Source organism: Vibrio glycogenivorans (genome assembly GCF_051660965.1).
GTDB lineage: Bacteria > Pseudomonadota > Gammaproteobacteria > Enterobacterales > Vibrionaceae > Vibrio.
This window is the reverse complement of the sequence record NZ_JBPVIS010000006.1, coordinates 319,175-333,283: the sequence shown is the minus strand read 5'-3', so window position 1 is coordinate 333,283 and position 14,109 is coordinate 319,175. Positions and strand designations below refer to the sequence as shown.

Annotated in this window: 12 protein-coding genes; 6 read left to right on the top strand and 6 right to left on the bottom strand. The window is 50.0% G+C overall.

What is annotated here, in order from left to right; genetic code table 11:
• Positions 1-16 precede the first annotated feature (16 nt).
• From ACSTTG_RS14165 to ACSTTG_RS14140, 6 genes are all read left to right on the top strand, one after another.
• Positions 17-1,087, top strand: coding sequence for a 4-oxalomesaconate tautomerase (locus ACSTTG_RS14165; protein ID WP_438475290.1), 1,071 nt, complete (start codon positions 17-19; stop codon positions 1,085-1,087).
• A gap of 182 nt (positions 1,088-1,269) precedes the next feature.
• Positions 1,270-2,397 (top strand): Bug family tripartite tricarboxylate transporter substrate binding protein, encoded by a 1,128-nt coding sequence (locus tag ACSTTG_RS14160; protein WP_438475288.1) that lies wholly within the window; start codon positions 1,270-1,272, stop codon positions 2,395-2,397.
• Between the two features lie 126 nt (positions 2,398-2,523).
• Positions 2,524-4,509 carry a tripartite tricarboxylate transporter permease gene (locus ACSTTG_RS14155; protein ID WP_438475287.1) on the top strand — a complete coding sequence of 662 codons (1,986 nt, stop codon included), beginning with the start codon at positions 2,524-2,526 and terminating at the stop codon, positions 4,507-4,509.
• A gap of 16 nt (positions 4,510-4,525) precedes the next feature.
• Positions 4,526-5,377 (top strand): universal stress protein, encoded by an 852-nt coding sequence (locus ACSTTG_RS14150; protein ID WP_438459402.1) that lies wholly within the window; start codon positions 4,526-4,528, stop codon positions 5,375-5,377.
• A gap of 1,131 nt (positions 5,378-6,508) precedes the next feature.
• The gene (locus ACSTTG_RS14145) at positions 6,509-7,333 is read left to right on the top strand and encodes a hypothetical protein (protein WP_438459403.1); all 825 of its coding nucleotides are present in this window, start codon (positions 6,509-6,511) and stop codon (positions 7,331-7,333) included.
• A 9-nt stretch (positions 7,334-7,342) separates the two neighbouring features.
• Complete coding sequence (locus tag ACSTTG_RS14140; protein WP_438459404.1) at positions 7,343-7,948, top strand: hypothetical protein; 606 nt, start codon at positions 7,343-7,345, stop codon at positions 7,946-7,948.
• Positions 7,949-8,096: 148 nt separating this feature from the next.
• On the opposite strand, the gene ACSTTG_RS14135 is transcribed toward ACSTTG_RS14140, so the two are convergent.
• Genes ACSTTG_RS14135 through cbiB form a run of 6 tightly spaced genes read right to left on the bottom strand, consistent with a single transcriptional unit; the run spans position 8,097 to position 14,097 of the window.
• Positions 8,097-8,636 (bottom strand): histidine phosphatase family protein, encoded by a 540-nt coding sequence (locus tag ACSTTG_RS14135; protein ID WP_438475286.1) that lies wholly within the window; start codon positions 8,634-8,636, stop codon positions 8,097-8,099.
• An 11-nt stretch (positions 8,637-8,647) separates the two neighbouring features.
• Positions 8,648-9,982, bottom strand: a complete 1,335-nt coding sequence (locus tag ACSTTG_RS14130) for a cobyrinic acid a,c-diamide synthase CobB (protein ID WP_438475285.1) — start codon at positions 9,980-9,982, stop codon at positions 8,648-8,650.
• Positions 9,982-11,454, bottom strand: a complete 1,473-nt coding sequence (locus ACSTTG_RS14125; protein ID WP_438475284.1) for a cobyric acid synthase — start codon at positions 11,452-11,454, stop codon at positions 9,982-9,984. The genes ACSTTG_RS14130 and ACSTTG_RS14125 overlap by 1 nt, the downstream gene beginning before the upstream one ends.
• Positions 11,455-11,511: 57 nt before the next feature.
• Complete coding sequence (gene cobU / locus ACSTTG_RS14120; protein WP_438475283.1) at positions 11,512-12,054, bottom strand: bifunctional adenosylcobinamide kinase/adenosylcobinamide-phosphate guanylyltransferase; 543 nt, start codon at positions 12,052-12,054, stop codon at positions 11,512-11,514.
• Entirely contained in the window at positions 12,044-13,105 is a 1,062-nt protein-coding gene (gene cobD / locus ACSTTG_RS14115; protein WP_438475282.1) for a threonine-phosphate decarboxylase CobD, read from the bottom strand. Before cobD ends, cobU begins: the two co-directional genes overlap by 11 nt.
• A gap of 11 nt (positions 13,106-13,116) precedes the next feature.
• Positions 13,117-14,097 carry an adenosylcobinamide-phosphate synthase CbiB gene (cbiB, locus tag ACSTTG_RS14110; protein ID WP_438475281.1) on the bottom strand — a complete coding sequence of 327 codons (981 nt, stop codon included), beginning with the start codon at positions 14,095-14,097 and terminating at the stop codon, positions 13,117-13,119.
• Positions 14,098-14,109 lie beyond the last annotated feature (12 nt).

The following is a 14,109-nucleotide window of genomic DNA, read 5'->3' as shown; positions in this document are numbered from 1 at the left end:
ACAAAGGAGTGAAGTGATGTCGAGTCAAAGCCAAATTTCATGCATGCTGATCAGAGGGGGCACCTCCAAGGGAGCCTACTTCTTGGGCGATGACCTGCCAAAGGAGACTCAAGCGCGCGATGACGTCTTGCTGCGTGTGATGGGCTCCGGTGATATCAGCCAAATCAATGGCATCGGAGGCGGTACTACTCTAACCAGTAAAGTGGCGATCGTATCGAGGTCTCAAGAGCCAGATATCGACCTAGAATACCTGTTTGCTCAAGTCGGTATTGAGGAGAGAATCGTCGATACCAAACCCTCCTGTGGCAATATCCTTTCCGGTATTTTGGCTTTTGCCAGCGAGAATAAGCTGGTGCCCCTTGAGTCACCGACCACAACACTGCGAGTTAAAAACACCAACACCAATACCATCGTTGAAGTCTCTGGAGAAACACCTCAAGGCCAAGTGCAATATCAGGGCTCGATGAAGATTGATGGCGTTCCTGGTACTGGCTCTCCGGTGATGCTTAATTTTTTGGATGTGGGTGGGGCTAAAACGGGTCGTCTTTTCCCGACAGGCAAGAAGTCCGATATCATCGACGGCTTGGAAGTCACCTGCATAGATGCTGCCGTTCCTATGCTGCATATCGCCGCTGAATCTGTGGGAGTCACGGGGCATGAAACCAAACATGAGCTCGACAACAACCACGCCCTACTCGAGCGCATTGAGTCGCTCCGTTGCATCGCTGGAGAATTGATGGGCCTTGGTGATGTGGCAAGCAGCGTTGTGCCCAAGGTGTCTCTTTTAACTCGCGCTAAAAACGGCGGAACGATTAGCTCGCGATATTTTGTCCCGCACAACTGTCATGCCAGTCACGCGGTAACGGGTGCGATCGCTGTCGCCGCCGCTTGCGCGATACCGGGCACCGTAGCCAGTCGGTTAAGCACCCCTCTAGATAACAACGGCGTCACCATAGAGCACCCAAGCGGGCGTATCGATGTACAAATAGAGATCGAAGAGGGTGACACTGAACCCAGTGTTAAACAAGCCGCCCTGGTGCGAACCGCACGTCCATTGTTTAAAGGCCTGGTCTACCCCGCGACCTAACCTGATTAAGCCACCAATGAGGTGGCTTTTTTTTATTTAGATTTCCTTATCTTGAAGGGGATAACATTTTTTAATAAACATTTGCCTCATGTCAGTTTAGTGACAGGTTGACGCTCTAGTTTGAGGTTAATCGCCGAGTAACCAAGAGCGATCACTCACGAGAAAGTATCCATGGAGGCAACATGCTTAACATAACATCTCGCAGCAAACTCAAAGCAATGACAGGGCGACGTTTGCTTCAAACCCTGCTCATCGTATCATTCGGCACGCTAACCCTACCTACAACCACTCAGGCAAAAGACGTCTCCTTCTCAGGTGAGCGCGTCGAGCTGTTTATGCCTTATAAAGAAGGTGGCGGCACTGACACTTGGGGCCGCTTCTATGCGCCCTATCTGAGCGAGGCATTGCCAGGTCAGCCTGTCGTCGTGGTCAGAAACATCCCCGGCGGCGGCTCGACCAAGGGCGCAAACCAATTCGCTCGCCGCGGCAAAAACAATGGACTCAATATCTTCGCCAGCTCAGCATCAACTCAGTTTCCTTATCTCTTAAAAGACCGCCGAGTAAAATACGACTATAAAGATTGGAGCGTCATCCTTGCCTCGCCAACCGGTGGCGTCGTGTATGTCTCTCCCTCTACCGGCATCAACAATGTTGACGACCTCATCGCTAAACGGGATCAAATCAAGTTTAAGTATGGCAGCCAAGGCGCTACATCACTTGACCTTGTGCCTATCTTAGCCATGGATTTACTCGGCTTAGATGTACAGCCAACGTTTGGCATGAAGGGTCGTGGCGCGGGCCGTCTCGCTTTTGAGCGTGGTGAGGTCAATATCGACTATCAAACCAGCTCGGCTTACCTGAAAAAAGTTACCCCATTGATTGACGAAGGAAAAGCCATCCCGCTATTTAGCTTTGGTGTCCTCAATGAAGAGGGGCAACTTGAGCGTGACCCGAACTTCCCTGACCTACCTCATTTCAGTGAGGTCTATGCACAGCTGCACCCCGACGAGGAGCCTAGCCAAGGTTACCAAGCATGGCGTTCGTTCTTTATCGCTGGTTTTGCCGCTCAGAAGATGATTTTTGTGCCTAAAAATACCCCCGAAGAGCTAGTTCAGGCCTGGCGCCAAGCCGCCTCTGATGCAATCAGCTCGCCAGAGTTTTCCGAGCAATCGCTGCAAGTCTTGGGTGACTATCCGCAGCTCACCGGTCAAGAAGCGGTAAAAGCGTTAGAAGCCGCGCTTTCCTTAGAAGAGCGCAACCTTCAATGGGTTCGTACTTGGCTATCTGATAACTATAACACTCGATTCTAATCACCCTTTCGGAGCCTGACATGTTGGGCTCCCTTTTTCTCATTTTTATCGGTCGCTGAAAAGAGTGGCTCTGGTAACTCGCTGCTCATTTCAAGTAACGCTGATTTCAAAAAAAAGGCAACAGTGATGTTAGATGAACTATTTATCGCACTGGGCACCATACTCAGTGTTCAGCATATGGCATTTATGCTCGGTGGCGTTGTCCTTGGGCTCGCCATCGGTATCTTCCCAGGTTTAGGGGGTATTGCGGGTTTATCTTTGCTTCTACCCTTTCTCTATGGCATGGACCCGATCTCTGCACTCGCTATGCTGATCGGCCTGGTCGCGGTCATCCCTACCTCTGACACTTTCACATCTGTTTTAATGGGGATACCGGGCTCGAGCGGCTCGCAAGCCACCGTGCTAGACGGATTTCCTATGGCCAAAAAAGGTCAAGCGGCCCGAGCGTTATCCGCCGCATTTACCTCCTCTCTGTTTGGCGGTTTATTTGGCGCGGTCATCCTCACCGGCTTTGTTCTGGTGGCTCGCCCGGTCATCCTCGCTTTTGGCTCTGCTGAGCTCTTCATGCTGACCTTGCTTGGTTTAACCATGGTCGGTGCACTGGCTGGAAAGAGCTTGATTAAAGGGCTGACCGCCTGTGGGCTTGGGGTTCTGCTTGGCAGTGTTGGCAGCGCGCCAGCGACAGGCGAGTATCGCATGACCTTCGACAACTTCTATCTGATGGATGGCTTACCTCTGGTTGTCGTGGGCTTGGGCATCTTTGCCTTGCCCGAGATCATCGATCTGCTGCGTCAAAACAAACCGATCGCCAATGCCAGTCAGTTAGGCAGTGGTTGGCTCAGTGGCATCCAGGACTTCTTCAAGAACAAATGGCTGGCAATGCGCTGCAGTATCATTGGTTGCGTCGTCGGCGCCCTGCCTGGCCTTGGCGGCAGTGTCGTAGACTGGATTGCTTACGGTCATGCCGTACAAACAACCAAGAAAGACGCGGATTTTGGCCATGGCGATGTTCGCGGCGTCATTGCTCCAGAGTCATCGAATAACGCCAAAGAAGGCGGTGGTTTAGTACCCACCTTGCTGTTTGGCATCCCTGGCTCTGGCGGTATGGCCGTGTTCCTAGGGGGTATGGTATTAGTCGGTCTTGAGCCCGGCCCTGCCATGGTCAGTACCGATTTAGACATCACCTACACCATCGTATGGTCGCTTGCGATTGCCAACCTGTTTGGCGCCGGTGCCTGCATGTTGATTTCACCTTGGGTCGCGAAACTGACCACGATTCGCTATACGCTGCTTGCTCCCTTTATGGTGATGGTGATCTGTTTTGCCGCCTATCAGGCCACCCGAGATTTGGGCGACCTAGTTGCTCTACTCGCCATCAGTGTTTTGGGCGTATTAATGAAGCGCTTTGACTGGCCGCGCCCAGCGTTTTTGATCGGTTTTGTGTTAGCCAGTGGCATGGAGACTTACCTCTATCAAGCGGTGCAGTTTGACGGGCCGGCGTTCTTGCTTCGCCCAGGAGTGATGATTATCGGTGCCATTACGTTAATTTCATTATTCTTCATGATCCGTCAAAACTCGAAGAAAAAAGCTGCTGACACACCTAAACCTATTGTTAGCGCTCAGCCAAGTCTGAGACGTCCGCAGCAGTTGTTCGCCATCGCGGTGAATTTGGTCTTTGCCTATGCCGTTTACGATGGTTTTCAGCAAAGCTTCTTAGGCGGCATCTTTACCATTGTTATCGCGTCATTTATGTGGCTCATGTCAGCTGTCATCAGTTATCGATTGTTTACCGACCCTGATCACAACCCTATCTACTTCGATAATGAGATTGAGCAAGGCTACGCCTTTGATGCCAACACAACCAGTCTATGGCATTACTTGTACTGGTTGGCTGGGTTAATTATCGGCTCATACTTCGTGGGTTACATGATTGCCATCACCCTGTTCTTCTGCGTCTTTCTGGTTAATAAAGCCGGTCTATCGCTCTGGCGCGCAGCCTCGATGTCTGCGGTTGCCTCGGGATTTTTGCTCGGTTTGACTCACTTAATGGTCTTGGATCTTCCGGTCGGACTTCTGCAAGACAGCGTCAGTCTTCCATGGCCGATTGGATAATGTAAAGGAGTGAATTATGTCATTTAGAACTATTTTGATGCCCTTTGCCACCACACAAAATGCGCAAGAGCGCCTTGCTGGGGCACTCGAGGTGACCAACTTCTTTCAGGCCCATTTGGAAGTTATGCATGCGCAAGTTGGCGCCAAGCAGTTATTACCCAGCGAAGATCGATTGATCAGCAAAAGCCTCTATCAACGCATTGATCAAATGGTCAATGAATACATCGAGGACAGTATTTCTGAGTCCAAGCAAATGTTCGACAGGCTTTGTGATGAGCATAGAGTGTTAGTTTCCGAGCCAATTCGCGATAAATCGACCGCTCTGTGGCATGACATCTTTCGTTATCGCGCCGAAGTAGTGAGCGAACACGGAAAAGTGTCCGACCTGATCATTATTCCCAAGCCGGAAAACGGCAAAACCAGCGTCAGTTTTGAAGCGGCGATAAAACACAGCACCAGGCCTGTATTGCTGATGCCACGCACCCAAGATCATTTTAATCCACAAACCATCATGATTGCTTGGAATGGCGATGCCCCTGCGGCTAGGTCCGTTCATGCCGCCCTGCCCCTACTGAAACGAGCGAAGCAGGTGGTGATCGTCAGTAGTGAACGCTCCTTGGCGGTCAAACCGGACCAATATGCTCTAGCACACTATTTGGAGTCCCATGAGGTTGAGGTTTCTCACTCCGTGCTTGAAACGGGCAGACTGAAAACACCTCAAGCACTGCTCGAACACGCTGAGAAATTACCCGCTGACTTGATCGTTGCTGGCGTTTTTGCTCATCGAAACTTACGTAAATTAGTGTTTGGCGGGGTAACCAAAAAGCTGTTATTTAACCAAACGATACCTTTATTTGTTATGAGCTAAATCGCTGACAGCTGTACGACAGTTTGACGAGTTAAACTGTCATTATTGGCTACGTAGATCACATAATCCATCAGCCCAAGAAACTGACGTAGTGTTTTATCTCCTGCACTATCGACTTTAAACTCAGTTCGCTGTAGCCGTTTGCCGCCCTTTTTAGGGCGGCTTTTTTCATGGCGTTAACGCTTTGACTGCAGGGCATAAGTGGCTTCTCAAAATCACCGCGCAGTTTAAGTAAGTGCAGGAGAGTAATAAAGTCTCATATGCAAATAATTAAGATGCATACTGAGTAAAAGTATCATACCGAAATGGCAGTAATTGTGGTCGTTAGTGATGCAAGGCAATTTAGCTTGTGAGTTGTCATCACTCTTATCGTCGGGGTCAGATTCACACCCTAATAGCATCAGCGTGAGCGAAAGCCCTGCGATTCTTATTAAATTCATTATTGAACATCTTTGTTGATCGAAGAGTACTCATCAAATCATGTATGTATTGACCTAGAAGTCATCTTGTAGGGTGAACATGTAAGCGGTTATATCACTTGATATTATTAATTAAAAATAACCATCAATAAGAAGGAGTTCTTGTGAAATGGCAAACCCTGTTTTTAGCCACTAATCACAATATTCAAAGCTAACGAATCCGGTCGCTGTCTTTTCAGCAAGAGCGCCGACATATTTACCAAATATACTGACTTTTGCTGTGTTTTCATTTTGAGAAGCTGTACTGGGCTAATCCCAGAGTCTTGTAGGAAAGATTCAATGCCTTCCAATCAATTTAACACTCTGAGTACCTTGATACCGTATATTAGAGTTGATTTACCCTTTATTTTATTTTTTATGTTGACCGGCTGATTCCGGCCTTTTGGGCGAACTGTGCTTGAATAAGTGACGAACGGTTATCTAGTCTTGGTCTTTCAATTCAACGGCCAAGTTCACTGAATCTGGGATCAAGTTAACGTCATCACATAACTTTAGTATCAAGACCTCGCGGATGACTAGTTACAGATTTGTGGATATGCAATCTTACACATAATGTTACAGTTTGTCATTTGCTAATACATAGTGTTACGGTTTGTCATTCGGAATTACCATATAGTCGCTACTCTAAAACTCTATAAGAGATTGACTAGTAATGGATTATATTAAAACCCTATCAATTCTAACTGTAGTAGCACTGGGTGGCTGTAATGACAGTGAGCGCTATACGGATGAGCAAATATCCTCTGCGATATACTGTTCAAATACTAATGAAGACTCTAGCGGTAGTCAATGCAGCACCCCAAACTCACTGGGCACATGGGGAGTGGCAGACAACACCTGGGGGCCCAATCAATGCGATTATCACGTTTACTGTCTACCTGAAGGTTCAGCTCACCCTGAGCCAGAAAATCAAGGGTTAACTGTGTGGGCTGAACCGATTCCCATTTACTTCTATGACAAGGAAGACCCACGTTTCACTTTTGCCCTTGCCAAGTTAGAAGAAATGGTGGGTAAGCAGTTATTTGATATCAAAGGTACTGTTGCACTCGATATTTCCGATCCAAGCAACATAGATTATAGCCACCTTGACACTGATTACGGTCTAATTCTTGGTCGTGGCACAACCATCTGTGGCACTCATTGTGGAGGCACTTTCCACGAACACCCTTTTAATTGGAATGTTGTACGCTTTATTATGTCTGAAGATAATGAGATTTTAAGACCTTCAGGGAACGGTTTCGGGTGGGTTTCTATTGATGGTAGGACTTCCGCTGACAGCCCACTCATTATAGGAAATGCAGGGAAGGACGTTGCCGTTCACGAGCTTATGCATGCTCTTGGTGCTGCCAATCATTTTAATGGTTTCGGCGACAAAGCGGGGGCGTTCAGTGCAAATGCTGATTTAGTTATAAGAACGATGTACCACGAAAACAACCCGCCAGGCCAACCATACAACGCGCTGTACATACCTCGATAGGTCGAACTCATGAAAAAAACATTAATGCTATTCACAACATGCGTATGTACATCTAATGCATTTGCCGATGAAGGAAACTACAGAAGGCACTCAGCCCCAGTTAACTACAGTTTCTATGAATTAGGAATTGGTTCTACGTCTGGTAATGATAATTTTTCTAGTGATGTACGATGGAAGCTTGCTATGGAAGGTATGCTCTCGGCAAACTGGATACTAGCTCTGAAGTACGATGGTGGTATACAAGACTATGATCGATTTGATCGCTACGATAATGAAGCAATTTTAGGCATTAAATACCGTTTCGGTGTGACCGAGTCATCTGACATTGTTTTGGGTGCGCATGGTGGCTACAAATTTGAATATGATGACTGGGACTTCTTCGATGATGAGTACCATGGTCCAATCTATGGGGGTTCTGTAGAGTACCGTCATGGGATTACACAAAAGTGGGAAATAGGTGGCGGTTATATCGGTGAGCTAGTCGATGAGGAATTAAGAAGTCGTGCGTCAATTGGCACAACTTATTACTTCAAGACGTGGCTAGGCTTGGGGATCGACATCACCCAGGATTTTGATTCTAGCTCAACCATTACATTCTTGAATCTGAAGATGTAAAGCAAAAAACGCCGCACCTACTACACATCTTTATAGTAGGTGCGGATCAGTTGTCCTTATAAATTCATATAGTTGATCAGTGCTTACTTGGTGATCTCAGTACTCTCCTACAGCAAGCCTTACTGCTATTCACTCTCGCGAATGTAATCTACCCTAAATCAAAGATTATCGGACGAGCATTGGCTTCAATCCCCTGCCCCAATTTCCACGATGGCGTACCCGATTGAATATTGTGCAAAGCACGTATCCACTCCCCGTGAGACACTAACAAAACGTCTTGCTGATGATATTGGGCCTTAAGCGAAGCTGTGAACTCAACGATTCTCGCTTCAAACATTGGCTCAGGCTCGACCTGATAGCGATCCCCCAGAGGGATACGATGCCGCGCATGGTAATCGCGCCATGCTGAATCTGGTAACTCTTGCTGGCAATCAATCACCTTGCCTTCAAACAGGCCAAATTGACGCTCGCGAAGTCGAGGATCAGTGATCACATCACACTCAAGCCGACGAGCAATAATCGCTGCAGTTTGTACCGCTCGCCCCAGATCGCTACTTATCACTACAGGGTTTGCCATGATTGGCAAAGGTATTTTCACCAAATGCTCTTTCGCCTGCGAAGTTAGCGTGCTGTCTTGCCATCCTTGTAGTCGCTGATCTCGATTCCATTCGGTTTGACCATGTCGCATTACCACTAGCCTCACGCTATGCCCCCTTGGCCTAAAAACAGTTTCGCCACTAGGCCTGGGTTAAACGGAAAATACCAATGGATATATGAGGCGACAAGGTTGCCTTTTTGCCATACTGGGTCAAGCGGTTTGCCCCGCTGTGAGATAGGCTGACAACGCTGTCGCTCTTGCGAACATGTGGTGGAATAATGGAAGGTATGCCCGCGTAAGGTCTCGCCGGGCATCAACTCCCCCTCAACCATTCCCAGCGCCGCCAGACGCGATTGCATCACAGAGTCGGCCGCTAAGATGCCACACATCTTAGCGCTACTGCCTTGGGTATCGGTTAAGGTGCGATTGAGATAGAGCATGCCGCCACACTCCGCTAACAAGGGCTTGTCAGCATTGACATGCTGATGAATGTCTTCCTTTAGGGCACTGTTGTCAGCCAATTCCGTCAAATACAGCTCTGGGTAACCACCCGGTAGGTAGAGGGCATCACACTCTGGTAAACGGTCACCTCGCACCGGTGAAAAATAGCATAGCTGCGCCCCTAACTGCTGTAGCAATTCGCTATTGGCAGGGTAAATAAAGCTAAAAGCCGCATCTTTGGCGATAGCAATGCGTTTACCTTTTAGCGAATTTGCGATGTTTTTTTCAGCTAGGTTGGTAGGGTTTAGCGCTTGAGACGAAAGCTCAAATTCAACCACGGGTGGCAGAGCAATGTCAGTATGCTCCGCCAGTAACCTCGCCGCTTGATCAAGGCGCGCTTCGATATCGCTGAGCTCTTGAGCCTGCACCAGCCCGAGATGGCGCTCTGGCAGACATACTTGGGCATCTTTGGGCAGGTAGCCCAAATAAGTCAGTGATTCGGGTAGCGAGGCTTCAAGCATAGCGGAATGGCCAGACGAGGCGACGCGGTTGGCAAATACACCGAACATAGTAACATCGCTTCTATAGGTGGCGAGCCCATGCGCCACCGCGCCAAAGGTTTGGGCCATTTTGCCCGCATCAATCACGGCCAACACCGGTATGCCAAGCGCTGCCGCTATATCGGCGCTTGAACACTTACCATCAAACATGCCCATCACGCCTTCGATCAAAATCAGATCCGCCTCTGCTGCCGCTTGCGTAACCAAGTTGTGACAATGTGCCTCTCCGCACATCCAAAAATCGAGCTGATAGACGGGATGCTTAGAGGCCAATGCTAAAAATGCCGGATCGATAAAGTCAGGCCCGGTTTTAAACACTCGCACTTTCTTACCCCGTAGGGTGAAATAGCGCGCTAGCGCCGCGACCACCGTGGTTTTGCCGCTCCCTGAGCTTGGTGCGGCGACCACCAATGCTGGACAACGAACCCTACTCATTAGGCAAACTCCTTCAAATCGGGCCATAGCTTACTCAGGTCCAAATGCTTCTCTATGGCGTCGGCCACGCGATTGATGCCCTCTTCGCGCATCTGCTCAAAATCAACCCCTGTCGCCTCTTCCAGGCCGGCCCACTTTAAGATTGCGCCGCATGCCGCTTGTGACTCAAAAATACCGTGTAGGTATGAACCAAATACTTGATTATCGAGCCCAATAGCACCATCAGGGCCACACTCTAGCTTCAGCGGTGCGTCGCTCGATACGCCATGGGTCACCCCGGCGTGGATTTCGTAGCCATGCACATCAACACTGTCTTGGTCAGGCATGCTCAAAGAGCCTTGGCTACGCTTAAGCTGCTTGGTATTGTGCAGTTCTGTGGTTATCGCAAGATAGCCCAAGCCGCGACTCTCTCCGGGTGAACCCTCAATGCCAAGTGGATCTGAGATCGATTCGCCCAGCATCTGATACCCGCCGCAGATCCCCATCACTTTGCCTCCCAAGCGCAAATGGCGCTCAATTTGCGTTGCCCACCCTTGCTCACGAAGAAACGCGAGATCGCTGCGTACACTCTTAGAGCCCGGTAGAATAATCAAATCTGCATGGGGCAACGGTTGATTCTTGTGCGCAAATATCAGGTCAACATTGGGGTGCATACGCAGAGGGTCAAAGTCGGTGTGATTACTGATGCGCGGCAGCATAGGCACCACGACTTTCAATTTAGGCTCACCACACTTTAACTGTGAGACGTTAATCGCATCTTCGGCCTCTAGCATCAAGCCATGCAAAAATGGCAACACGCCGAGCACTGGCTTGCCCGTTCTCTCCTCTAGCCAATCTAAGCCACTTTTTAGCAGAGCAACATCACCACGAAAGCGGTTTATCACAAAGCCTACGACTCGCTGCTGCTCTGACTCACTCAATAAAGCTAAGGTGCCAAACAGATGGGCAAAAACGCCGCCTTTGTCGATATCAGCCACGATGATCACGGGGGCATCCACCGCTGTCGCAAAACCCATATTAGCGATGTCATGGTCACGCAGATTAATCTCGGCAGGGCTGCCTGCACCCTCAACGACGATAGTGTCGTATTGCAGCTTGAGACGTTCAAATGACTCAATGGCGTATTTCATGACCTTTGGCTTGAAGGCATGGTAACTCACCGCGTCCATGTTCTGCAGCGCCTTACCCTGCACGATAACCTGCGAGCCTGTATTGGTGTTGGGCTTTAGCAAAATCGGATTCATATCCGTAGTCGGCTCAATGCCACACGCATACGCTTGCAGTGCTTGCGCTCGACCAATCTCGCCGCCGTCACTGGTGACCGCACTATTTAGCCCCATGTTCTGTGGCTTAAATGGGGCCACTGCAATCTGTTTGCGGGTTAATACTCGGCACAAGCCTGTGGCAAGGACACTTTTCCCCGCGTCCGATGTGGTGCCCTGTACCATGAGTACTTTTGCGCTTGATTGCATCTGTTTTTCCTTTATTGGCTTCTATCACACAGCAAGATTAAATGTGAGTCTACCGACTCATGATTCTCCGCCTTTCAGTGTCATTGGTAACCCTGCGGTTACCAGCGTCACTTTTGCCACCTGCTGGGCGATGGCTTGGTGCAGCCATCCCGCTTGATCAACAAACTGGCGCGTTTCCTTGCCCATCGGCACCACACCGCAGCCCACTTCGTTGCTTACCAGCAACACCTGTCCGGGGACCTCTACCAACGCTTGCAGAAAATCTTGCCTAATATCGGCCCAGGCTTGCTGTGACTGTCCAAATAAGCTGTTGGACAGCCAGAGAGTGAGACAATCCACCAAGACGCAATTGTCAGCATGGCTGTGTTTGCGCAGCGCGTCGGCTAAGCCATAGGGCTCTTCCACCACTGTCCATTCTTTGGGGCGCTGCTGCTGATGCAATTGCACTCGCTTCGCCATTTCGTCGTCTCGCACCTCAGACGTGGCAATGTACACCACGGGCTTGCACGATGCGCTCGCGACGCCCTCGGCATAACGGCTTTTTCCTGAGCGTGCGCCTCCAAGCACAAGCTCAACCTTATTGACACCTTCACTCGGCATGGCTCACCTCCACTTGGGTTGTTGTGATGATACTGAGTGCCTGTTGGAGTTGAGCCCACTCTTGCTCAGTGTGCGGTAAACCAAAACGTATCGCGTCGCCCTCATCGCACAGGCGGGTGAACACCTGCTGCTGGCACAGCTGCTGATGCAGCCAAGGCGCATTGCGTGTTGGTAAATTGCGTGTCGGTAAGGTGACGAACAGATCAGTCGAGGCAAGAGGTGCATCGAAATACTGCTGCAGTAGCGAGCGCAAGCGACGCATTGACTCACTGATTCTACTTCGAGTCTGTTGCTGCCAATCGGTATCTTGCAAGGCCCGAGTAACCACCCACCGAGTCGGCCCTGTCACTGTCCAAGGCCCGAGTTGCTCCTTAAGCCCTTGCATAATACTGGCGCTGCAAAAGACAAAACCGGCCCGCGCGCCGGCTAAGCCGAAGAACTTACCGATTGAGCGCAGCACAATCAGTGAGTCGGCATGTTCTGCTTGGCTCAGCAATGAGTGCTGTGGAGTGCAATCCATAAAGGCTTCATCAATCACCAAATAACCACCGCGCTGACTCAAACTCGCTTGCAACCCTTGTAATTGCAGTGCGCTGCACACGTCACCGGTCGGATTATTGGGATTGATCAGCACCACCACATCACACGCGGCGATTTGCTCTGGTGTCGGGAACTGATGATAAAACTCTACGCTCCAACGCTGACCATCAGCTTGAAAGCTCTGCCACGCATGCTGATGTTCTTTATAACCCACCGCGGGCAAGCATACGCGCCCACATCTACCCAAAGCATCGCTGAGTGTGGCAGGCAGTAACATAATTGCCGCCTGAGAGCCCGCCACCGCAAGCGGCTCAATAGCCGCACCGTAATAACGCTGCGCGACGGTCTCTAATCCATCATGCTCTTGCGGCAGACGGTTCCACACCTGTGCTGGAATGTCTGGAATCGGATAAGTAAAAGGACTTACCCCAGTGGATAGGTCCACCCATGTCTCTTGATTGCCCCCATACTGGGCGATGGCGTTGAGAAGTTTACCGCCGTGATGAATCATACCGTTTCCTTTTAACTCGTGATCAGTGTGTAGCAACCGATACAGACCAACAGCCAGACAATCGCTAGGCCAAAGCTACCTGATGTCACCAGTGCGTTGGCTTTTTTGATTGCCTCTGCTTGGGCAAGCTTTCCCACCCCCATCGGTTTTTTATCGTGCAGAACACCGTCGTAATAGGTCGGGCCGCCAATAGTTATGCCCAGTGCGCCCGCGCCCGCCGTCATCACCACACCACCATTAGGGCTTGCGCAGGACTTGGCTTGGGTTCGCCAGCAGTGCAGTGCCGCTCTCGACTGTCCTTGGAGTGCATACACCACAGCGGTAATGCGCGCAGGCACATAGCCAAGTACATCGTCCAGCTTGGCGCTGAAAAAACCAAAATCGCGGTAGCGCTGATTTTTGTAGCCCCACATCGCATCAAGGGTATTGGACAAACGAAGTGCGACGGCTCCCGGCGCGCCAAGTAGCGCAAACCAAAACAACGGCGCAAACACAGCATCGTTGCCATTTTCCAGCACTGATTCAATGGCGGCTGAGGCAATGTCATATTCGCCCATCCGCTCAGTGTTGCGACTGACGATCATCGACACCGCAAAACGTGCCTGCTCTATATCACCCATCACCAATGGCTGATAAATACGCTCAGCATGCTCAACTAAGCTGCGGCCACCAATAGTGAGATACAAGACAGAGGTATTGAGTACAAAAAACAGTAACATCGAGATTTGACTCGCAACCACAGTCAAGGTTGCCACTGTCGCCGTGATGGGCACTACCGCCAGTAGCCATGCGATCCCCCCTTGCAGCCTCAGCGCAGATGATGAAGGATTGGGATTTAGGCTTCTTATCCTGCGCTCAATCTGATTGGCTAACCAACCAAACCCCACTAAAGGGTGGAACCGGTTGGGCTCGCCTAACCAGCGATCCAAAAGCAGCGCGAGGAGTAACGATAAGGCGCTACTGAGCCAATAAGTACCAAGTTCAAGTAGCATCTGACGACTCGC